The following is a 22,381-nucleotide window of genomic DNA, read 5'->3' on the forward strand; positions in this document are numbered from 1 at the left end:
TTCCTGCACCTGACCACGTGAAAGGGTGGCGTAAAGCCATGTCCGTGCTAGTGTCTACTGGTCTGTCGAAAGTGCAATCCCGATTGGATGTCGCTTTTGTACAACGGGGACAACTGGGGAGTAAATGCGTGGCGGATAAAGTCCGCATCGCGATCATCGGCTCGGGTCCGGCCGGCCTGAGTGCCGCCGCGCGTGCCGCGCAGCTCGGTCTGTCGCACGTCCTGCTGGAGAAGACCGATCATCTGTCGGACACCATCTTCAAATACCAAAAGGGCAAGCATGTCATGGCGACGCCCAGCCAGCTCACGCTGCGCTCCGACATGGCCTTCGCGGCGGGCAAGCGCGAGGCGATCCTCGATGCGTGGAACCGGCTTGCATCCGAACATGGCATCAACGTCCGCTATCGCAGCGAGGTAAAGTCGATCACCGGCGCCGAAGGTGATTTTACTCTCGCTCTGACGGACGGCGCGTTCATTACCGCCGAGACAGTGGTGCTGGCGATCGGCACGCAGGGCAATCCCAACCTGATGCGCTGCACCGGCAGCGACATGGGCCATGTCCAGTATCAACTCGATGATCCCGGCGCGTATATCGACGAGCATATCACCGTGATTGGATCGGGCGATGCGGGGATCGAGAATGCGCTCGGGCTCGCCGCCGATGCCGCGCAGGGCAATGTCATCACGATCCTCAACCGCTCGACCGATTTCGCGCGTGCCAAGAACGCCAATGTCAAACTGCTCACCGAGGCAGCGGAGGCCGGGCGGATCACGATCCGGCTGCAGACCACGCCGTGCGAGGTGCGCGGTGGTCAGTTGATGCTCGACGCGCCCGACGGGCAGACGACGATCCGTTGCGACCGGATCATCGCGCGGATGGGCTCCGCCGCGCCGCGCGCCTTTGTCGAGGCATGCGGGGTCGAGTTCAGCAGCGCCGATCGTGAGGCGTTTCCCAAACTGTCGCCGGTGTTCGAATCCACCAATCCCGGTATCTTCGTGATCGGTGCGCTCGCCGGCTATCCGCTGATCAAGCATTGCATGAACCAGGGCCATGACGTGGTCGAGTTCATCAACGGCAACCACTTGCTGAAGCCGGCCGACGAGCCGATCCTCGAGGCCAAGTTCGAGCGTCTCCGCGTGAACCGCTCGGTCGACGACTGGCTCGATCTGCTGCGCACCAATATCTCGATTCTGAACGAGCTGTCGCCCTTGCAGATGCGCGAGTTCATGCTCGGCGCCGAAGTTCGGGCCTTCAAGCCCGGCGAAACGATCTTCGAGCGCAACGACCCCGGCTCGTCGCTGTTCGCCCTCGCTGAGGGGACCGCTTTGGTTCAGGTCGACAAGGACGATCCGGCGAATACCGCATTGATCGAACAGGGCTCGATCATAGGCGAGGTCGGGCTGATTTCGGGCCGGCGTCGTGGTGCGACCGTGGTGGCGGGCAGCCCGGCGATCATGGTGGAGGTGCCGCGTACCGCGGCGCTCAAGCTGATGGCGTCGGTCCCGGCGGCGAAGCGCGCCGTCACGCGTATTTCGGTCGAACGGCAATTGCTGCAGCTGTTCGCCTCCGGCCTGACCGCTGCCGATCTGGTCGAAGTGCTCGACACGGCGGAGCTGATCACGGTCAGCGCCGGCCAGCCGATCATCACCGAAGGGGAGGATGGCGAGGACATTTTCGTCATCCGCGTCGGCAGCATGATCGTCGAGAAGATGGTCGGCAAGAAACCGGTGTTCCTGTCCTATCTTCCGGCCGGATCCTATGTCGGGGAGATGGCACTGATCTCCGGCGGCCCGCGCACCGCGACGGTCAAGGCGGCGGTCAAGTCGGAGGTGATCCGGCTTCACGGCGCGGCGTTCAGCCGGCTGATGCGGGCCAAGCCCCGGCTGCTCGACCGCACCCGCGCGGACATGGCCGCACGGCAGAACGTCAACGCCTTTGTCGAGAGCCGCAAGAACAGCTTTTCGGGCGTGGTCGACATGTATTCGCAGACCGCGACGTTCCTGGTCGAGAACGGCATCGGCGAGGCGACCGACGTGCTGTTGATCGACGAGAATCTGTGTGTCGGTTGCGACAATTGCGAAAAGGCCTGTGCCGACAGCCATGAAGGACTGTCGCGGCTCGACCGTGAGACCGGGCGGACCTATGCGCATCTCCATGTGCCGACCAGCTGCCGGCATTGCGAGCATCCGCACTGCATGGCCGATTGCCCGCCCAATGCGATCCATCGCGGCCAGGATGGCGAGGTGTTCATCGACGACAGCTGCATCGGCTGCGGCAATTGCCAGCGAAACTGCCCTTATGGCGTGATCCGCATGGAAAGCGTGCCGCCGAAAAAGCCCGGGCTGATGAGCTGGCTGATGCTCGGCGCGGGGCCGGGCCCCGGAGAGCCGTCCAAGAAATGGCGCGCCAAGCATGGCAAGCCTGGGGTCGAAAAGCCCAAAAAGGCGATCAAGTGCGACATGTGCGCCGGCATTACCGGCGGTCCCGCCTGTGTTCGCGCTTGCCCGACCGGCGCCGCGATCCGCGTCGCGCCGGAGGAATTCCTCACGGTCGCGCGGCTCGAGAGCGAGGAACAGTCATAGTCAGCCGATCGGCCATTGCCGTCCGCGGGGCGACCAATGCCACTGCGCGACATGACGGATTCCTGCGCCACCGGAACTTTCGCTGGCTGAAGATCTCGGTCGGGCTGAGCATGGTCGTGACGCTCGCCTATCTGCTGATCGACGTGCGACCGCGGCCCAATGGCGGCAGCTGGTATGGCTATACGCTCGGCACGATCGGAGTCCTGCTGATCCTGTGGCTGACCGCGCTTGGGCTGCGCAAGCGCGCGATGACCAGCGGGCGCTGGTCGCTCAAGGCGTGGACGAGCGCGCATGTCTATCTCGGGCTCAGCCTGGTGGTGATCGGCACCCTGCACACCGGGTTCCAGTTCGGTTGGAACGTGCACACTCTGGCTTATGTGCTGATGATGCTGGTGATCCTGTCGGGGATCTTCGGCATCTCGGTCTATGCCGTGATCCCGCGGCGGATGAGCGACAATCGCGAGCAGATGACGCAGATGCAGATGCTCGACGGCTTGCGCGCGGTCGATCGCCAGCTCCACGATTCCGCACAGCCGCTACCGCAGCGCGAGGCGGCGATCGTGCAGCGCTCGCTTGAGCAGGACCCGTTCGGTGGCGGGATCGCGGCGCGGCTGACCGGCCGCTACCCGCGCTGCGCGACCGCACAGAGCTTCGAGGAGATCCGCCGGAGCACCGGCCCGCGCCCCGACGTCGGTACCGATCCACTCGAGAAGATCGACGCGCTGCTCGACCGCAAGATGGCGATGCTGGTGCAGCTGCGGCGGCATCTGCGCTACAAGGCGATGCTCGAGATCTGGCTATATATCCATGTGCCGGTGACCTTTGCGCTGCTCGCCGCGCTGACGGCGCATATCGTCAGCGTGTTCTTCTACTGGTGAGGCGGGGCGGATGAGCTTCCTGATCCGGCAGATCAGCCACACCGCCGACGGGCGTGAGATCGTACGCGGCGTCACCCATGCCGACGACAGCCTGACCATTGGCCGTGCGGCGAACAATGACATCGCGCTGCCCGACCTGGCAGTCACGCCTTATCATGCGCGGATCGACCTGCAGGACGACAAGCGCATCACGATTACCGCGCTGGGCACGCTCGGTTTCGAGGTCGATGGGCGGACGCGGAGCAAATGCGACGTCAACAGCGCCAAGGGCGCCGAAATCGCGATCGGCGGTCACCGCATCACCGTTTCGCACGATGCCGAGGACCATGTCGTCCTCACCGTCCAGCGGGTCGAGGCGGTGTCGGACGCTGCCGAATATCGCGAGGAGGCGACGGCCTTTTCGCTGCACGACCTGATGCTGAGTAAGCGCCGGTCAGCCTATATCCTGGCGATCGGCATCCTGCTCGTCTTCCTGGCCTGGCCGGTTTGGACCTTCATGCACCCGGCCGAGGACAAGCGCAGCATCTATGCCTTCACGGCTGACCATAATTGGTCGAGCGGGCCGCTGAGCCAGGCGCATCACGAACTGGAGGGGAAGTGCACCGCCTGTCACCAGCAGGCGTTTGTGTCGGTGCGCGATACGAGTTGCACCGCTTGTCATAAGGACGCGCATGAGCATGCTCCGCCATCGCGCCTTGCCGGCGCCCGCGCAATGCCCGGCCTTGGCGGGCGCCTGCTGCAAGGCGTCGCGACTGCGTTCGGCAAGCCGGAAGCCGGGGCGTGCGTCGATTGCCACACCGAGCATGAGGGGGCCGGGCCGATGCCGCCGACCGCCCAGGCCTTCTGCACCGATTGTCATGGCAGCCTGAAGCAGAGGCTGGCCGATACGAAGATCGAGAATGCCGGTGACTTTGGCACCACGCATCCGCAATTCCGTCCGCTGGTCGCGGCGAAGGCCGGCGCGCAGCCGGCACTGTCGCGCGTGTCGCTTGATGCCCGGCCACTCGACGAAAGCGGGCTGAAATTCCCGCACAAGCTCCATCTCGATACGCGCGGCGGCGCGGCGCAGATGGCGCGGACGCTCCGGGATCGCAAAGGCTATGGCGACGCGTTGGTCTGCGCCGATTGTCACCGCCCGACCGCCGATGGGGTGCGCTTCCTGCCGGTCGATATGGAGCAGGATTGCCAGGCCTGTCACAGCCTCGCCTTTGACCGGATCGGCGGAACAGTGCGTACGCTGCGCCATGGCGACGCGGCGCAGATGATGGCCGATCTGCGCGCGCTCTACCGCTCGACCGCGCCACCGCGTCCGCTCCAGCTTGGCGGGATGGCGCGCCGGCGGCCGGGCCATTATGCCGAGGGGCAAGTCTACAACATCTATTTCGGCGCTGCCGCGCGCCGTCCGGCTGCTGGCGACGCGGCGATCCGGGCGGTCTTCTCGCCCGGCGGCGCATGTTTCGATTGTCACACGGTTACGCCGCCGGGCGTCGGCGGTGCGGCGGATTGGACGGTGATGCCGGTGCATCAGGCTTCGCGTTATATGATGAAGGGCTGGTTCGACCATAAACCGCACCGTACCGAGACTTGTGTCAGCTGCCATGCCGCGCCTTCATCCATGCGCTCGGCCGACCTGCTGTTGCCCGGCATTGCGACGTGCCGCACCTGCCATGGGGGTGAGGGGTCAAAGGCGAAAGTGCCCTCGACCTGCGCGTCCTGCCATAGCTATCATGCGGGTCCCGATGCGCCCTGGGTCTCGCACTTGTCCCCGAAGCGCGTCGCAGCAATGCGGCCGGGGGACCCCGGCGGGGGTGCCGTGCCATGACAAAGGGAGGCAATGTGCTGATTGCCCAGATCACCGACACCCATCTCGGCTTCGAGACCGGCAATCCGGACGAGCCCAACCGCCAACGGCTCGATGCGGTGCTGGCGCTGCTGACCGAGGGGGTGAACCGGCCCGACCTGATGATCGTCTCGGGCGACCTGGTCGATAAGGGCGATGCGGAGAGCTATCGGCGCTGCGCCGCCGCATTCGAAGCCTGCCCGTTTCCGGTCTATCCCTGCCTCGGCAATCACGACGATCGCGAGACGTTTGCCAGGGTTTTCCCACAAATACCGATGACCTCGGGCTTCGCTCACTATTGCGTAGCGCTCGACGGGCTGCGGATCATCCTTCTCGATACACTCGAGCCCGGGCGGCACGGCGGCGGCTTCTGCGAGATCCGCGCGGCCTGGCTGGCAGAGCAGCTTTTCGAGCAGCGCGACGTGCCGACGATCATCGTCATGCACCATCCGCCCTTCGATGCCGGCATCGACTGGATGAGCACCAAGAGCAACGAGCCCTGGGTTGCACGCTTTACCGATGTGATCGCCGGGCATACGCAGATCGAGGCGATCTGGTGCGGGCATCTCCACCGGCCGATCGTGGCGTCATGGCGCGGCGTGCCCGTAACGGTCTGCCCGGCGACCTCGGCGCAGCTGGCACTCGACCTGCGTCCGATCGATCCCGAGGCGATGGATGGTCGGCCGATGGTGACGAATGACCCGCCCGGCTATGCGCTGCACCGATGGAGCGGTGGCGGGCTGGTCACGCACTTCGACACGGCACAACCGCGCGAGACGCTGGCGCAGTTCGACGAGACGATGCAGCCGCTGGTGCGCGGGCTGTTTGCGGAGCGACCTTCGTAAGGAGTCTCACAGGGAGAAAGGTCAGCTGGCCGGCACCTTCAATGGCGGTCGCCAGGCACTCATATCGACCGCATCGCTGACCTTGTACGGTACGCCGCTGCGGTTGAGGAATAGCCGCTCCATTTCGACCCGCGTGAAGGGGCGCGAGCCCAGCCGCCCGAATACCGCGATCTGCCCGCCGGTCTCATCGACTGCACGGTCGCGGTCGAGGCCTTTCGACATCGACAAGGCAGGGGTGGGCGTCTTCGCCCAGGCGATCAGCTCGGGCCTGGGTGCCGGCGAGAAGCCATAGAAATTGGGCTGGCTGGCCGGGGAGGTGAGTTGGATCACCTTCATCCCGTTGCGGCCATCGGCGACATAGGCGAACAGCGAGGCATTGGTGCTGCCGACGATCACGTCCTGCGTGTCGTTCATCCGCCCACCGAAGCTCTCCCGCGAATAGATCACTGGCCGGGTCGGGTTGGTCACATTGGCGATCACCAGCCCATCAGGCGCCGGCGGCGATATAGGCATAGGTGCGCGCGACATAGAGACGGCGGGCATCGCCGAGCGGGATCGTGCCCGACGGCACCGCGACGGGATCGCGCAGCCGTGTCACGTCAAACAGCTTCACGCCCTCGGCATCGGTAACCCAGAGATAGCGGAACTGGATCGCGCTCGCCCGCGCATCGCGCAGCGGCCGCACGGCGGCGAGCTTCGGGTGAAGCGGATCGGCCAGATCGACCACCACGAGTCCGGCATCGGCAGTGATATAGGCCACCTCGCCGGCGAGGATGATGTGCCGCGCGCCCTTCAGCACACCGCCTTCGTTCCAGGTAACGGCACGCTTGAGGAAGTTGTTGCGGAACTCGCCATCCGCCATCGTCTCGATATTGACGAGGATCAGCCCTTCGACCGCATCGGTGATCGCGGCATAGCTGTAGATCGGCAGGAAAGGCTGTTCCTGGTTGGCGTCGCGCATCACCTGGGTATTGCGCAACGGATTGATCGGCTGGTCGGTCGGCAGTGCCATGCAGGTCGCGTTGGGCGAGGCGACATGCGTGTCCTGCCCGAGCTTCGAGAAGGGCGCCGAGACGATCCGCTCGGAGAAACCCTTGTTGGCGATCGACGCGACGTCATAAACGCGAAAACCGCCGCGCCCCTCGGCGACATACATATATTCGCCGCGCAATTGCAGGCAGCCGACCCGATCCGACGTGCCCTGCACGACGTTGCTGAACTCTTCCTTGGGTCGGGTCTCGCCTGATAATTTCCGATCGAAGGTCTTGCCGCGCACCCAGTTGCGCAGCTCGCGGCCATTCTGCTCGACATGCATGCGCCAGTAATCGGGATAGGCATATTTCTGCAGATAGGACCCGATCACCGCCTGCGGCTCGTCCCATTCGGTCACCCGTACCGCCTCGAACCCGCCATCCAGTCCGGTCCAGGCGTTGAGCCCGACAAAATTGACATAGTTGGTACCGAGCAACAGCAGCTGCGCCATGATCGCGTTATTGTCGTCCTTCACCGAGAGGTGGCAGTCGCTGCACGTCTTGGTCTCGGTGGTGCGCACAGTGTGTGGGAAATGCGGCGCAAAGGCTTGGGATGAAAAGCCGATCGCGCTGATCGGCGGCTGCTGGATATAGATGCGCTCGCGATTGACGTTGGTCGATGACAGCACCAGCGCCGAGGTCGAGCGCACCGGCGCCACCTGGTTACCCTTGGTGGTCTGGTGGCGGCCAAGCTGGAACATGTCGTCGCGCGCGACCTGCGGGTTGTAAGTCGCGAAGTTGCGCGTCTCCTCGCCTTCGTAATGATGGCTTTTGGTCTTCTGGTTCGCCTCGATCGGCAAATGACAACCGCCGCAACTGGTCGTCCAGCTCAGGTGGCAGGTGAAGCAGGCGACTTCATTCTCGCGGTGCGCACGGTCGGTGATCGGTACGCCCGGGCCAAAGGCGAAGCGGCCGTCATCGGCGCCCGACCGGCTCATCAGCTTGGCGCGTGCTGCCTTGGCATTGAAATAGGGGCTGGCCGGATCGACGCTGTCGCGCACCAGATGCACGGTCCATTCAAGGCTGGGGTCGACGATCGAACGCTGCACCAGCTTGCGCCGTCCGCCGCCTTCGGCAACCCATTCGAAGCGGCGCTGGCCATCGGGGTTGCGCAACAAGGTCAGATCGCTGCCTTGTGGCCGTGCTGCGGGCCCTGAGGTGCGCAAGGTCGGATAGGCATCGGCGGTGCCGTGGCAATCCTTGCAGCCAATCTCCACCGCATTGGCGACTTCGCCCTGGATCAGGCCATTGCCATGGCTGTCCTGGGCAAAGTGGCAATCCGCGCATTGCAGGCCCTTCTCCGCATGGATGTCCATCAGATGGACCGCTTTGCCCGGGTTGGTGCCGGGGGGCACGAACTTGGGTTCGTCCTTCCGGCGCCATTTCTCGGGATCGTCGGGCCAGACGATATTGCCCTCGGCATCGAGCAGATTGCCCTCGCGATCGCGCTTGAACACTCCGCGGAAATTCCAGCCATGGCCGTGATAATCGGCGAACTGCGTGTCCTTCAGTTCGGGATTGAGATCATAGACACTACGCAGGAAATCGACATCGCCCCATTTGCCGCGCACCGCCGCCGCCTCGGGATTGCGGTCGAGGATCTCGCGCTGCTCGGCGGCGGTCGGGTATTTCTGCTTCTCCGGCCACATCTTCGGCGCATCGGATTCATAATCCCACATCGTGTAGCCGAGATAGGAGTTCAGGAAGATGTTGGGCTGGTGCATGTGACACGACATGCACTGCGCGGTGGGAATGGCGCGGGTGAAGGCGTGCTTGAGCGGATGGCCGCTTGGTTTGATACCCGGCTGGACCAGATCGCCATGGCCGTCCCGGGCGGCACTGGCGGCGATGGTCGGATCGACCGTCTGGCTCTGCCCGTCACGGCCGAACTCGGCATAGATCAGGCTGTGCCGCGGCTCACGGTCATTGGCGTAGATCACATGACAGCCGGTGCAGCCCGATCCGCGATAATCGCCCGGCTGGTCATTGGTGCCCATGAACCACATCAGCGGATCGTTGAGCCGGGTCTTGTGGATGTTGAGGATCGGGATCGCGACGCGCAGGCCGGTGGCGGGGCCGCGATTGGATTGCTTCAGGTCGGGCCGGCCGGGCTCCTCCAGTCGCTGGATCGACCCGGTGGGATTGGGCAGGCCGACCTCGGCGAACTGGGTGTTCACATTGCGCCCGCCGCGTTCGAACACGCGGAACACGTCACCCGGCGGCGTCACCTGCCATGTCGGCAATGGATACAGGGCGGCAAGCGCACCACGCGCCTTCTCCGCCGCCGTCACCGTGCCCGGCGGCGCGCCGGGCGAGACGATCTTCGCCGGCTCGCCGTCACGCGTATAGGCCTCGCCGAAGAGGTAATTCTTGTACGGGACGATGCCGTTATTATAGGCCGCGCCGCCGAACAGCATCGCGCCCGACGCCATGATCGACCGCTCGGCCTTTTCGATCACTTCGATATGGCACGCGCCACAAGCTTCGCGCGCGATGCGATAGTCGCCCGGATTGACGAAGCGGATAAACTCCGGCGCTTCGCGGTTGAGCAGGGTGTAGCTGCGTTTGGGATTGGCCGAATCCGGGAAATTCCAGCTCTTCGGGTACATCGGTAGAATATGCGCGCGGTCGCGCGCGGCGACATAATCCGGGTCGTCAAACCCCTTGCCGGGATCACCGATCACGCCGGCATTGCCGCCATGGCAATCGACACAGCCAAGCATCACCGCGGGTGAGCTGTGCATGGTCGGTTCGTCGGTGCGGGTATGGCACGAATAACAGCCGGCGGATTTCTCCGCGACTTGCGCCGCAGTCTGGCTCATCGGCGCCGGCGGCGCGGCGAGATAGACTCGCGCCACCGCTTTCTCCTCATCGCTGGCATGAAGCGCGCTGGGCAGCAGCAGGGACACGGCAAAAGCCAACACCGCCGTCGCCAGGCACCAGAAGGAGGCGGAGAGGCGGGGTAAAGCGCGCATCAGTAGCTCAGGATCACATTGGCGAGGACCGAGTAATACGCCCGGTTCCGGTCGCTATTGGCGAACAGGTCGCGAAAGCCCTTGCCCGGTGCCAGCACTGCGCCGGACAGGCGGAAGACGATGTTCTGCGTCGCCTTGGGCCGCCAGATCGTCGCCGCCGACAGGTCCCAGCCGATATCTCTCGGGATGCTCCCTTCGTTGCGCAGCGTCTGCAATACATTGGTCGATGCGAACCAGAGGTGATTGATATTGGTAGACAAACGGATACCGGGCGTCAGGTCGAAATCCGCCCCTGCACCGGCCAGCACCGTACCCGGATTGTTGAAGTTCGACTGACCCTGTTCCTTGGACGAGCGCAGCGAATTGAGGATGCCGTTGCGTCCGCTGATCGCCACGGCACGGCCGCCGCCGGCAAAGGGAATGGTCTGGCGGATCCAGTAGCTGGTGTCGGCGCCGGCAAAGACCGGATTCTCGAAGATCGCGTCGAAGCCGCTTTCCTTGTCGTCATAGGGATCGGTATCGCCGCTGGCATAGAGCGCCGATGCGCGGATGCGGATCCAGTCATGGTCGTAGCTCAACTCGCCCGCCCCGAAAAAGGCGCGAATCTGCGCCGGGCGGCTGGTGAAGAAGCTGTTCCGGTCCTCGCCCAAAGCGGCATAGGCGGACGCGGTCAGGTTGAACCGCCCGATCCGGCCATCGGCATTATAACCGAGATAGACCACGTCATAATCGCGCCCGCGCAGGTCGCCGAGCAGGGCTGGACGGACCGGGAAGCCATTATCGTCGATCTCGATCCGGCCGCTTTCGCGATTGCGGTTATAGACTGCGGTGATCTGGCTGGTCAGGCCGGGAATGAGGAAATCCTGGCGGTAGAGATTGGCGGCGAACACCCAATCGTCGCGCGGCCGCTGCACCACGCTGTTCAGGCCGGAATTGGTGTCCTTCTCCAGCCGCCAGAGGGCTGCGAGATTGAACTGGAAACGGTTATTGTCGCGATTGCCGAAGAAGCGCAGCCCTAGCTGTTGATCGTTGAACAGAAAGCCACGGAAGTCGCTCTGAAAAGGTTGAATTCCGATCCTGATCGATCTGAAGTCATAGCGGTCAGATGTGTTGCGCAGGTGATAATCGACAAAGGCTTCCTGCACGCCGAGGAAATGGTCGGTGCGGTGGCTCGGCTTGCTCGGCTGGACGAACAGCACGCGGCGCTCGGGCACATTCACATGGCTGACATTGAACGCGAGGCTGAGGCGATACTCGACCTCGGGCGGCTTGAACGCGGTCGATCCCTTGATCAGCGCCGCGCCGACGATGAAGGTCTGCGACAGGATATAGCTTGCGTCCTTGCCGAACACATCGAGGCTTTGCGGCCGTTCGGTGGTCTGTACCCCGACCGGGATCGGGAAAGTGCGCGGCTCGATCACCGTGTCGCTCACCGCGCTGGCGACGAAGAACCAGTCGTCGTGATGGATCGGCAGCCATGGCACCTTGGCGCGGTTGATCGGGCGATCGCCCTTCAGCGTATTCTGGTTGTACGGGTCGAACCAGCGCTCTTTGATCACTCCGAGAGATTCGATCAGCCGCCAGCGATCCGGCACCGGCACCTGATCGGTCGGAAAGGCTTCGGGCGGTGGCGCGCGCACTGCGCCGATATTGTTCTGAGTGACCGGGTCGGGCAGCGGCTTTTCATAGCCTGGGCGGCGGCGGCCCTCGATCGTGTCGACCGGCGAGGCGAGGGGATCCTTCGCTTCTTCCTGCGGTGGCGGTGGCACGTCCTGGGGCGGTGCTGTCGCCTGCAGCGCCAGCGCGAGCATCGGCATGAGCGACGGTGCCATGGCTATAGCCCCGCACAGACATTCTGGGCGGATGTGTCGAGGAACGGCGCGAACGGGCAATTGACGTAGCGCAGGCGCACTCCGCTGCCGATCGGCACGACCAGGGTATCGGCCCGGATCGCGGTTGGTGCATTGCCGATGCCACCGACCCGCGCGCCACCTCTGTCGAGCCCGAGAAAACCGATCATGTCATCCTGGTCGATGCCGTCGCCCGACACGCCGATCGCGCCGACCAGTACCGATCCGCGATAGATCGGCACCGATCCGGGAAAGATCTGCAGGCCGTTCTGCAACCGATTCTGGCCCATCGCCGCGTCGGGAATGAAGCTGCAGCGCTGCGGCGTATCTGTGGGGCTTGCGCCAGTGACGAAGGCGAGATGCTGGCCGAGATTGGTGAGTATCAATGCCGATTGCAGCCCGGTCGAGAAGGGATTGAACTGCGCGATCGGGCGCGACAGCGGGCCGTTGGGACTGCCAACCTCGCCGTCGGGGAAATAGGGTCGCGCGAGCAGGCCGGTGGCGCGATCGGTAAAGGCAGTGGCGCCGGTCAGGGCGGCCGGATCGTTGAGGAAGCTGCGCGTCGCACCGGCAGATCCCCGAACATCGGCGCTTGGATCGCCGAGCAACTGGATGGCGGCATGGCTGTTGGAGAGGAACGCGGCGGTGCGTGCCTTTTGCAGCGAAACATCGGTGCCGAAGATCGGCGCATCGGGCGAGCGCACCACGCCAAGCACGGCGCCGCGCGTATCGACCAGCGATATGGTGACCTGGGCGCGGCTGTCGAGCGGTTGGCGGATCTGCGCGCGGGCGCGGCTCATGATCGTGAAAGCTTCCTCCAGCACCGCCCTGGTCTCGGCGGCGGAGAGTGGCTGGGCGAGGTCTGCGCCGTCGGTGCCAGCACGGACCGGGAAGCGATTGGCGCCTGATCCATCGGTCAGGATAAAGGCATCGCGATTGGCGAATTCGGCTGCCGTGGCGGCGCGAATGCCTGAGGCTTCACTACCATAGGCAGTGCCGGCGAGGATCACTGGCATCGGCGTGCCGAAATAGCCGCGCACCGCGACCAGGCTGCCGAGCGCCGGATCGGTCACGGCATAACTCGGCGTACCGCTGCTGGTCAGGCCGGCATAGCTTGCATCGCTGAAGCGCAACTGCGTGCCGTCGACAAAGATGTGGTTGGCGCGGATGCCTTCGGGCGCTTCGAAACCGACCGTGCCGGCAAGCGCGATATATTCCTCCGGGTCGTTGTCGACGTTCAGGGTATCGGGATCGAAGCCATAAACGCCATCGGCCATGACGCCGATGCCGCCGACCACTACGCCATTCTTGTACAGCGGAAAGCCGCCGGGATCGGCCGACAGGCCAAGCGGCGAGCGCTTTGGGCCGATCAGTGCACCGCCGCCGCCCGACACATAGCGCGCCGCCAGATCGGAACAGGGCAGTTGGCTGAACTGCACGCCGAACAGGGGGCCGCTTTCCAGGCCGGCGGTCGAGGGCGCGGGCGGGAAATGCGGCTGGATGATCTGGCTCGCAGTGCGGGTCGAAAAGGCATTGCCGCTGCTCGACAGATAGGCGCCGGTCACCGCCTTGGCGATCGCGCCTGCTTCGGCCGGCACGATCAGGTTCTGTGCGTCGATATTCGCTCCATTGGGTGCTGCGCTGGTCGTCGCGGTGGCACGTGCGCCGGTCATGCGAAACACCGCCAGCACATTGCCGACGCGGTCGACCACGGTGATCACGGCAGGCAGGCTGCGCGCGCGCGCTTCGGCGGCGGCACGGGCGATGATCGTCTGCACATCGGTGATGCTCAGCGCTTCGGCGGCAGGAACGGCGTAGAGATTGCCGGGAGGAGGAGAGGGCGTCGGGGTCGGACTCCCGCCGCCACTGCTGCCGCTTCCACCGCCCCCGCATGAGGCGAGCAGTAGTGAGATACCGGCGAGCAGTGCCGACCCGTGCCTCATGCCGGGCAGCATGGAATCCGACTTATCCCTCCTGCTTCCCCGGCGAAGGCCGGGGCCCAGATGGAAAGCATTTGTTGGCTTGGTGCTTCGCTTTGTTACCTCGACCTTCTCGACTGGGCCCCGGCCTTCGCCGGGGAAGCCGAAAGGTTTCGCAGGAACGTAGCTAGGCGACATCACCGCAGCACTCGGATGCTGCGCACGGCCTCGGCAAGCGAGGCGCGGAAGGCGGGACCGCGATAATCGTTCGGATCACGCACCGCGGCATAAGCGCGGTTGATATTGGCGCGGATGCCCGCCGCCGCGCCGAGCGTAATCCGGCCCTGCTTGACCAGCGCGTTGAGCAAGGTGTCGATTGCCATTACCGCCTGCACCGAGCCTTCATAATCGGTGAAGCGTGGCACGGTCGCTGGGCCGGCGATCGCATCGACCATCGCAAAGGCGGTGTCGCCGCCGCCACTCCCTGCCGATAGCGCTGAGGCAAGCCCGGATGCGGTAGCCGCCAGTCTTTGTCCCGCCGCGATGGCCGAGGCGCGATCCTTGCCCAGCGCGGTGTGGAAGGCGCGGCTGTCGCTGTCGAAGCGCGTAGCCATGTCGGGCGCCGCGACACGCGCAGCGGCGCCGAGCAGGATCATATTCTCATCGTTGAACGGCGGCATGCCGGCCGGGATCGGCCGGCCGGGATTGCTCTCCCAGGTCTTCACCCGGTCTTCCTGATCGTAGATCTTGCGGTGGCAGCTATGGCAGTCGAAAAAGGCGAATTCGGGGAAAGCACCTTCGCTGCCGCGCGGGGTCGCATAAAGGGTCAGTGCGCGATTGACCGCCATGGCCTGGCCGACCGCCCAGGTTCGCGCGCTATCCGGCCGCCCCTTGCGCCGGACATAATCCGCATCCTCGTCATGATGCTGCTGCATCGTCGAGAACAGGTCGAGTTCGAACGAGATGCGCGGATGGCCCGCCGAATAGAGCCGGTGCGAAGCGAACTGACCCGGCCTGCTGCTACCGAAATGGCAATCGAGGCATACCGCGGCGCGTGTTGCGGGCTGATCGAGTGCCACCATACCGCGCGACACATTCGCGGCATGGCTCGCGCCGACCGCATAATGCGAAGCGATCCAGCCAGAACTGGGCCCATGGCACGCCTCGCAGCCAACACCGTCGCCCTGCTGGAAGCGCGCGCCGCGTGATCCGCCGGTTGGTGTGGCATGGCATCCGGTGCAACTCTGCGACGCGGTTGGATCGCCGAGGCCAAGCGTCGCCGCGATCTGGCGCGCACGTGCGCCGGACAGGACGGAGAAAGCTCGACTATGTGCGCCGCCCGGGGTGGAGGGTTCCTGCCAGCGCATCAGCTCGTCCTGGCGGACCACGGCGCCATCGGCCTCCATCCGGCCGTGGCAGGTCGATCCGGCGCAACTCGCAACCCCCTGGTAACTGCCCTGATCCCGGTCGGCGGCATCGGCGCGCGATCCGGGGGATCCGACCAGTAGGGCCAGCGTCAATAAGCTCAGGCTCGCTACGCCCATTGTGAGCGCGGCCAGACGTGATCCAATGATATGGCCAGCGATCGCCATGCTGCGAGCTATTCCCCTTTGGCCACCGGATGCTGTGCATCTCGGCAACGCAACTTACGCACGCAACCCTCCTGATAATCCTGCCCGAAATGGCCGCGTCGGAACAGAAAAATCTTGGTGGCGGATGGGACGATTCAGCGGGCTTGCCGGCTCAGCGCCGGCGGATGACCAGGTTACGAATCTCGGTCATGTCCTCCATCGCGAAACGAACGCCTTCGCGGCCCAGTCCGGAGTCTTTCACGCCGCCATAAGGCATGTTGTCGACGCGGTAACTCGGCACGTCGTTGATCACCACGCCGCCGACCTCAAGCCGGTCCCAGGCATCGAACATCTTGAACAGATCGCGGGTGAAGATACCGGCCTGCAGCCCGAACTTGCTGTCATTCACCTCGGCAAGAGCATCATTGAAGTCACTGAATTTACTAAGGACCGCAACCGGCCCGAATGCTTCTTCGCGATACAATGCGGTGTCGCGGTCGACCTGGTCGAGCAATGTGGCCTCGAGCATCGCACCATCGCGCTTTCCGCCGCAGAGCAGGGTCGCGCCGCCCGTCACGGCCTGTTGGATCCAGCCGTCAAGCCGGCGCGCCTCACCCTCGGAGATCATCGGGCCGATAAAGGTCGCACGGTCCTTCGGGTCGCCCGCGACCAGAGTGCGGGTCCGGGCGACCAGCATGTCGCGGAACCGGTCATAGATATCGGCATGGATGATGATCCGCTGCACCCCGATGCAACTCTGTCCCGACTGGTAGAAAGCGCCGAAGATGATCCGTTCCAGCGCATCGTCCAGATCTGCGTCATGATCGACGATCACCGCGGCATTGCCACCGAGTTCGAGGATGACCTTCTTCTTGCCTGCCTTGGCCTTCAGCTCCCACCCAACTGCCGGTGATCCGGTGAAGCTGAGCAATTTCAGCCTGTCGTCCTCAGTGAACAGGTCCGCGCCTTCACGGTGCGCGGGCAGAATCGAGAAGGCGCCTTCGGGCAGATCGGTCTCGGCGAGAATCTCACCCATGATGATCGCGCCGAGCGGGGTGCGGCTGGCCGGCTTCATCACGAACGGGCAACCGACCGCGATCGCCGGGGCGATCTTGTGCGCCGCGAGGTTGAGCGGGAAGTTGAACGGCGAAATGAGCGAGCAGGGGCCGATCGGCACGCGTTTCCAGATCCCCTGATAGCCCTTCGCGCGGGCCGAGATGTCGAGTGGCTGGACCTCGCCGGTCATGCGCACCGATTCCTCGGCGGCGATGCGGAAGGTGTCGATCAACCGGCCGACTTCGCCCTCGCTGTCCTTGATCGGCTTGCCGGCCTCGACGCACAGGGCATAGGCCAGTTCGTCGAAGCGCTGCTTGAAGCGATCGACACAGTGCTGCAGCACCGCCTGACGCTCATAGCTGGCCAGGCGTGCCATCGGTTCGGCCGCCCGGACCGCGCCGGCAATGCCTTCATCGATCGTGGCCGCATCGGCCTGGGCGACGCGAAACGCGACCGCTCCGGTGAATTTGTCGGTTACTTCCAAGTCTGTGTTAGGTTGGAGAGCCTTGTTGTTGAGATAGAGCGGATAAACCTGTTTCAACATTGTCATCACTGGCTCCCAACATCATCGCCGTCACCGCGAGATATGTTACATATGGGTGTAACATATCTCTCCCGGACTGGTTCGCCGCGTCCGATTCACCTCGTGCCTGACCAATGCCATGACTGGCTCATGGGAAGGTTGCGATGGTTATGTCGATGTCGATGTCGATGTCGACGCGGTCGCGCTGAGTTCCTTGATCTCGTGGTTCAATATCCGGTCGTTATCGGCATAATCGACCGGGCAATCGATGAGATGGACGCCCGGCGCGTTAAGCGTCTGCTTGAGCAAGTCTGGCAGATGCGCGGCGCTCTCGACGCGGTGGCCATGGGCGCCGAATGCCTCGGCATATTTCACGAAATCGGGGTTGCCATAGGTCAGCCCGAAATCGGCAAAGCCCATATTGGCCTGTTTCCACCGGATCATGCCGTAACCGCCGTCATTGAGGATCAGCACGGTCAGGTTGAGCTTCAGCCGGACGGCGGTCTCCATTTCCTGGCTGTTCATCATGAACCCGCCATCGCCGCAGATCGCCATGATCTTGCGCTCCGGATAGACCATCGCCGACGCCATCGCCGAGGGCAGGCCGGCGCCCATCGTCGCGAGCGCATTGTCGAGCAGCACGGTGTTCTGCTGCCGCGCGGCATAATTGCGCGCGAACCATATCTTGTAGATGCCATTGTCGAGGCAGATGATGCCGTCATTCGGCATCGCCTCGCGCACTTTGCGAACCAGATAGGACGGGAAGATCGGAAAGCGCGTATCGCCGTCGAGCGTGGCGGTGTGCGCCAGCTCGGCGGCACGCGCGGCGAGCATGGTTTCGCAGCCCCAATGCTGGGGTACGATATCCTCCTTCATCTGCCAGATCGCATTGGCGATATCGCCGATCACCTCGATCTGCGGGAAATAGACCGGGTCGACCTCGGCGGTGCGGCTCGAGACGTGGATGACGTCACAGCCGCCCGATTTCATGAAGAAGGGCGGTTTTTCGATGACATCATGACCGACATTGACGATCAGGTCAGCCGCGTCGATCGCGCGGTGGACGAAGTCGCCCGCCGACAACGCCGCGCAGCCGAGAAATTTGGGATGCGTCTCGTCGATCACGCCCTTGCCAAGCTGGGTGGTGACGAAGGGAATGCCGGTCTTTTCGACGAACTGCAGCAGCATCCGCCCGGTCATCTTGCGGTTGGCGCCGGCGCCGATCACCAGCACCGGGGCCTTGGCCTGTTCGAGCCGTTTGACCGCTGCGCGGACCGCCTTGGGCTCCGCCGAGGGGCGGCGCGCAAGGCTCGATCTGATCGGCCTGGCTTCGGTTTGTTCGTCGGCCACATCCTCGGGGAATTCGAGATGGGTCGCGCCGGGTTTTTCTTCCTCGGCGAGGCGGAAACATTCGCGCACCCGGCTCGGGATATTGTCGGCGCTGGCGAGTTGATGGGTGTATTTTGTGATCGGGCGCATCATGTCGACCACGTCGAGAATCTGGAAACGGCCCTGTTTCGATTTCCGGATCGGCTTCTGTCCGGTGACCATCAGGATCGGCATGCCGCCAAGCGTGGCATAGGCCGCCGCCGTCACCAGATTGGTCGCACCGGGACCAAGCGTCGCCAGGCATACCCCGGTCTTGCCGGTATGACGGCCATAGGTGGCGGCCATGAACCCCGCGCCCTGCTCGTGTCGGGTCAGGATCAACTTGATGGAGGAGCGCGACAGACTATCGAGGAAATCGAGATTCTCTTCGCCAGGGACGCCGAAGACATATTCCACGCCCTCGTCTTCGAGGCATTTTATGAAGATGTCCGAAGCTTTCATCGATCGATCTCCAATGCTGTCCGCAGCGCTCATCCACGGCATGGCATGGCCTCATCCGGCATGAAAGGCTGCGACTCGAAACGGTCAGTGGCTTGAGCGTGGGGACGGCGCGCAACCGCCATCGATCACGGGTTGTTGGGGTTGTTCGGGTTGGGATTGTTCGGGTTGTTGGGGTTGGGCGTATCCTGCCGCGGGCCGGGATCGCGCTCGAAGAACTGATCGACTGTCGGGTTGGACTCAAGCGGATCGATATCCGGTCCCGATGCGCCATTTCTCGCCCGGCCCGAGCCGAGCAATGCCGCCAGCGCACCCGATCCGGCATCGGACAGCAGGAATGGGCCGATCGGCGCCTGGCCCGGGGCGGGCACGAACACCGCATAGCCAGCGGTTTCGACCGGGACGGTCTTGTCGCCCGCGGTGACATCCATCGCACCGCGCTGTTCGCCTTGCGCATTGGCACCGGGACCGCGCAGCAGGATCAGCGATGCAGTTGCGGGATCCGCCTTGTAACTCTTGGGAATCCCCGCTTCCTTCGCCGCGATGCGGATTGCGTCCGCGCCGATCACGGCGTCGATGATTGTGCCGCGAATACCGATCGAGGCGATCGGCGTGCGGATCTGTGACTGGCCGGGATTGGCGTGGAGCGCCTTGCCCGACATGAAGCGGAATGCTCCCTTGGTCACCGACAGGCCGACCGCGCTGGCACTGCGCGCCGGATCATAGACGAACCGGTCGACTTTGATCCGGGCATTGGCGCCGATCGTGAAGCTGGTGCGGTCAAGCAGCAGCACCTGCAGCCCGCTGCCCTTGCCAGTCTCGATGTCATTGCCGAGCGAGACGCGCTCTTTGATCACCGCCTGGTGCGGCGTCGGATTCGCCTGGGTCGTCATACGTACCTGGTTCAGCACGCGTGCATTGATTCCGACCGTCTGCGCCGTCGCCGGAATGGCGGTCATGGCCAGCAACGAGGTCGCCATCAGGGGGGCGATCGAATTGATATATCGGGTCATCTTTCCGCTCCCTCAGTGGCCGAAGTTGTAGATCAGGCGAAGTTCGGCCCCGACACTGTCATAATCGCGAATGAGGCTGGCAGCGTTGTAGTTGCGCCGCGTGTAACTCGCCGCGCCCTCGATCGCGAAGCCGCTGTCGCCGATCGGCACGCCGATCGCACCACGTGCGAAATAGCGCGTCTCGATCCGGTCGGGGATGAGCGGGGCGTTACGGTAATTCACATGGCGCACGATCGCGCTCAGCGCAGCATAGGTGCCGTTGGCGACGATCGGCGTGCGCAGGCCGAGATAGCCGCGAAATCCGCGATAGCCGAGGACATGCGTGTCGGCGTCTTTCAACTCATAGGCTGCGCCGACGACATAGCTGGTGCCTGTCCCCGGCCGACCCTGATATTCCAGTGCCAGATCATAGCGTCCACCGTCGCGCGAATACGCGGGCAGGGCGAAATTATAGTCCTGCTTCACCGCCTCGCCGCGCAGTGCGACGCGGCCGGTTTCGGCGACCCGCGCCGTCAACTCTGCCTGCCCGCCATATTCTGTGACGTAGGGCGATCCCGCAATGCGGCCATGGCGCAGCACGCCGCCGAACGACGCGCCGATTGCCTCGCCCTGATAGCCATAGCCGAGCCAGGCGCTGCCGAACTGATAGTCGAATCCGGGACCAGAGATGGGGTTGTTGGTCTGCGCCGCCAAGCCGTAATAAACATGGCCATTGCCGCCGAGCGGTGCATGCCCGTCGATGCTGGCCGAGGCAGTGAAGGACAGGCCGTCGTCGCTCAGGTCGATGGCGCCGGGCAGATCGAACTGGTTGGCGACCGCGCCGTAAGCGTCGCTATTATAAGCGATGCCGGTCGACAGTTCGACCGAGAGCCGGCTCGGCCGGTGGTTGCCGTCGATCGCGGCGGGGCGGGGTAGGGCGCCGCATGCCTGTTGTATCTCGGCCCAGCCGGTGTCCGACAAGGTCGCGCCATCGAGCTTGGCGAGTTCAACCCCTGCGCGCTGGCGGTCGTCGAGTCGGCACAGGATCGTGATGTAATAGCGCCGGACATCGGCGGATTCATCAGAGGGTTCGGCGAGCAACGCGCCCTCCAGCGTCGCTGCGGCGCCGAGCAGGTCGCCGGCATCCGCCTGGCCGCGTGCTGCCGCCAACGTGCCGGCAGGGCTCGCGGATGAATCGATCAGCGCGTCGATCTCGGTTTCGGGCGATGATTGGGCAAGAGCGGGCCCGACTGCGGCAACAAGCAAGGTTCCGCCGATCACGCTCGCACGCAAGCTCCTGAAAAAGAAGCCATTATTCATCATATCCCCCATTTGAGGCGTCCTTGCGCGCTATATGCAGCAACGGAAAAGAGCTGGCCCTGCAGCCAGCGGACCGGCGGCCATTATGGCCGTTCCAGTCCAAGCGCCCTGTCACGACGATACGCCTAGCGGCAAAGTCCGTAAAGATTGGTGGACGAATATCGTTACGCAGTCGATCCGGCTTGGCCGGGAGCGGTTTCCGGCCGGTCAGGTGAAGGGCTTGTTGCGCTCGGCGAATTCCCGGATCGCCCAGTCGAGGAAAACGCGGACGCGCGGCGAGAGCTGGCGATTGCGTGGGTATAGCAACGAGACCGGGACCGATGGAGGAGGCGTGTCGCTCAGCAATGCGATCAACGATCCGCGGCGTAGATCCTCTGCGATATGGAAGAGCGGCATCTGCGCCAGGCCATGGCCGAGCCGGGTGGCTGCTAGATAGCTTTCCGGACCGGTAACCGACATGATCGCGGGCAGCGGCGCGCTTTGCACATCGGGCCCGATCACGAATTCAAGCGGCCTCAGGCTGCCGGTGGTCAGTGAGCGCAGACCGACCATGCGGTGGCCGTCCAGCATGTCGATCGACTCCGGCAGTCCGAAACGGTCGAGATAATCGGGCGACGCGCAGGTATGGCGGGCAAGCGTGCCGGCGGCACGCGCGATCATATCGCTGTCCGGCAATTTACCGAAGCGCAGCACGCAATCCACGCCCTCCTGCACGATGTCGACCCAACGGTCGCTTTCGCTCATCACCAGCTCGATATCGGGATAGCGCGCGAAGAAATCGGACAGCCCCGGCATCAGGAAATGCCGCGCCAGCGTACCCTGGACGTCGATGCGCAATGTTCCCTTGGGCAAGGTGCTGCCAAATGCGCCTTCGGCATCCTCGATATCGTCGATGATCGAGAGACAGCGGCGGTAATAGGCCTCGCCGTCGAGCGTCGGGCGCACCACGCGGGTGGTGCGCTGGAGCAGGCGGACGCCGAGCCGTTCCTCCAGGCGCCGGATCACTTGCGTCACGGTCGATCGAGGCACGCCGATATCGTACGCGGCGGCGGTGAAGCTGCGCCGCTCCACGATGCGGACAAAGAGCTGCATGGCATCAAGCCGGTCCATCAGATTCTCATTGTTCTAATATTTGGAATAGTGATGCCGATTATAGGCTGATTATCTTTGTG

The 22,381-nt window shown here is 64.1% G+C and carries 12 protein-coding genes and 1 pseudogene; 4 read left to right on the forward strand and 9 right to left on the reverse strand.

What is annotated here, in order from left to right:
* Positions 1-128: 128 nt before the first annotated feature.
* From H3Z74_RS07900 to H3Z74_RS07915, 4 genes are all read left to right on the forward strand, one after another.
* A complete protein-coding gene (locus H3Z74_RS07900) occupies positions 129-2,582 on the forward strand; it encodes a cyclic nucleotide-binding domain-containing protein (RefSeq protein ID WP_229726968.1) in 2,454 nt (817 codons plus the stop codon).
* Between the two features lie 110 nt (positions 2,583-2,692).
* The gene (locus tag H3Z74_RS07905; protein WP_315443966.1) at positions 2,693-3,460 is read left to right on the forward strand and encodes a hypothetical protein; all 768 of its coding nucleotides are present in this window, start codon (positions 2,693-2,695) and stop codon (positions 3,458-3,460) included.
* Positions 3,461-3,470: 10 nt separating this feature from the next.
* Positions 3,471-5,282, forward strand: a complete 1,812-nt coding sequence (locus H3Z74_RS07910) for a cytochrome c3 family protein (protein WP_187763356.1) — start codon at positions 3,471-3,473, stop codon at positions 5,280-5,282.
* A 14-nt stretch (positions 5,283-5,296) separates the two neighbouring features.
* The gene (locus H3Z74_RS07915; protein ID WP_187764227.1) at positions 5,297-6,145 is read left to right on the forward strand and encodes a phosphodiesterase; all 849 of its coding nucleotides are present in this window, start codon (positions 5,297-5,299) and stop codon (positions 6,143-6,145) included.
* A 21-nt stretch (positions 6,146-6,166) separates the two neighbouring features.
* Here H3Z74_RS07915 and H3Z74_RS07920 read toward each other — a convergent pair.
* The 9 genes and pseudogenes from H3Z74_RS07920 to H3Z74_RS07960 form a co-directional block, all read right to left on the reverse strand.
* A pseudogene (locus H3Z74_RS07920) lies at positions 6,167-10,151 on the reverse strand (LVIVD repeat-containing protein).
* Positions 10,151-11,983, reverse strand: a complete 1,833-nt coding sequence (locus H3Z74_RS07925) for a hypothetical protein (RefSeq protein WP_187763357.1) — start codon at positions 11,981-11,983, stop codon at positions 10,151-10,153. Before H3Z74_RS07925 ends, H3Z74_RS07920 begins: the two are co-directional and overlap by 1 nt.
* 2 nt (positions 11,984-11,985) lie before the next feature.
* Positions 11,986-13,944 (reverse strand): heme-binding protein, encoded by a 1,959-nt coding sequence (locus H3Z74_RS07930; RefSeq protein WP_187763358.1) that lies wholly within the window; start codon positions 13,942-13,944, stop codon positions 11,986-11,988.
* Positions 13,945-14,117: 173 nt separating this feature from the next.
* On the reverse strand, positions 14,118-15,464 hold the full coding sequence (locus H3Z74_RS07935) for a multiheme c-type cytochrome (protein ID WP_187763359.1): 1,347 nt from the start codon (positions 15,462-15,464) through the stop codon (positions 14,118-14,120).
* A gap of 199 nt (positions 15,465-15,663) precedes the next feature.
* Entirely contained in the window at positions 15,664-17,097 is a 1,434-nt protein-coding gene (locus H3Z74_RS07940) for an aldehyde dehydrogenase family protein (RefSeq protein WP_187763360.1), read from the reverse strand.
* A gap of 141 nt (positions 17,098-17,238) precedes the next feature.
* Positions 17,239-18,900 (reverse strand): acetolactate synthase large subunit, encoded by a 1,662-nt coding sequence (locus tag H3Z74_RS07945; RefSeq protein ID WP_229726969.1) that lies wholly within the window; start codon positions 18,898-18,900, stop codon positions 17,239-17,241.
* Between the two features lie 125 nt (positions 18,901-19,025).
* On the reverse strand, positions 19,026-19,910 hold the full coding sequence (locus H3Z74_RS07950; protein ID WP_187763361.1) for a FecR family protein: 885 nt from the start codon (positions 19,908-19,910) through the stop codon (positions 19,026-19,028).
* Between the two features lie 12 nt (positions 19,911-19,922).
* Positions 19,923-21,221: a hypothetical protein gene (locus H3Z74_RS07955; protein WP_187763362.1), complete on the reverse strand. Its 1,299-nt coding sequence runs from the start codon at positions 21,219-21,221 to the stop codon at positions 19,923-19,925.
* A 195-nt stretch (positions 21,222-21,416) separates the two neighbouring features.
* Positions 21,417-22,319 (reverse strand): LysR family transcriptional regulator, encoded by a 903-nt coding sequence (locus H3Z74_RS07960; RefSeq protein ID WP_187763363.1) that lies wholly within the window; start codon positions 22,317-22,319, stop codon positions 21,417-21,419.
* Positions 22,320-22,381: the final 62 nt, after the last annotated feature.

Origin of the sequence: Sphingomonas alpina (genome assembly GCF_014490665.1) — a bacterium.
Taxonomy (GTDB): Bacteria; Pseudomonadota; Alphaproteobacteria; order Sphingomonadales; family Sphingomonadaceae; genus Sphingomonas; species Sphingomonas alpina.

Coding starts and splice junctions, on each gene's coding strand:
- H3Z74_RS07905 (WP_315443966.1), top strand. CDS start 2,693: ATGGTCGTGACGCTCGCCTATCTGCTGATCGACGTGCGACCGCGGCCC.
- H3Z74_RS07955 (WP_187763362.1), bottom strand. CDS start 21,221: ATGGGGGATATGATGAATAATGGCTTCTTTTTCAGGAGCTTGCGTGCG.
- H3Z74_RS07930 (WP_187763358.1), bottom strand. CDS start 13,944: ATGAGGCACGGGTCGGCACTGCTCGCCGGTATCTCACTACTGCTCGCC.
- H3Z74_RS07940 (WP_187763360.1), bottom strand. CDS start 17,097: ATGACAATGTTGAAACAGGTTTATCCGCTCTATCTCAACAACAAGGCT.
- H3Z74_RS07960 (WP_187763363.1), bottom strand. CDS start 22,319: ATGGACCGGCTTGATGCCATGCAGCTCTTTGTCCGCATCGTGGAGCGG.
- H3Z74_RS07935 (WP_187763359.1), bottom strand. CDS start 15,464: ATGGGCGTAGCGAGCCTGAGCTTATTGACGCTGGCCCTACTGGTCGGA.
- H3Z74_RS07950 (WP_187763361.1), bottom strand. CDS start 19,910: ATGACCCGATATATCAATTCGATCGCCCCCCTGATGGCGACCTCGTTG.
- H3Z74_RS07925 (WP_187763357.1), bottom strand. CDS start 11,983: ATGGCACCGTCGCTCATGCCGATGCTCGCGCTGGCGCTGCAGGCGACA.
- H3Z74_RS07910 (WP_187763356.1), top strand. CDS start 3,471: ATGAGCTTCCTGATCCGGCAGATCAGCCACACCGCCGACGGGCGTGAG.
- H3Z74_RS07945 (WP_229726969.1), bottom strand. CDS start 18,900: ATGAAAGCTTCGGACATCTTCATAAAATGCCTCGAAGACGAGGGCGTG.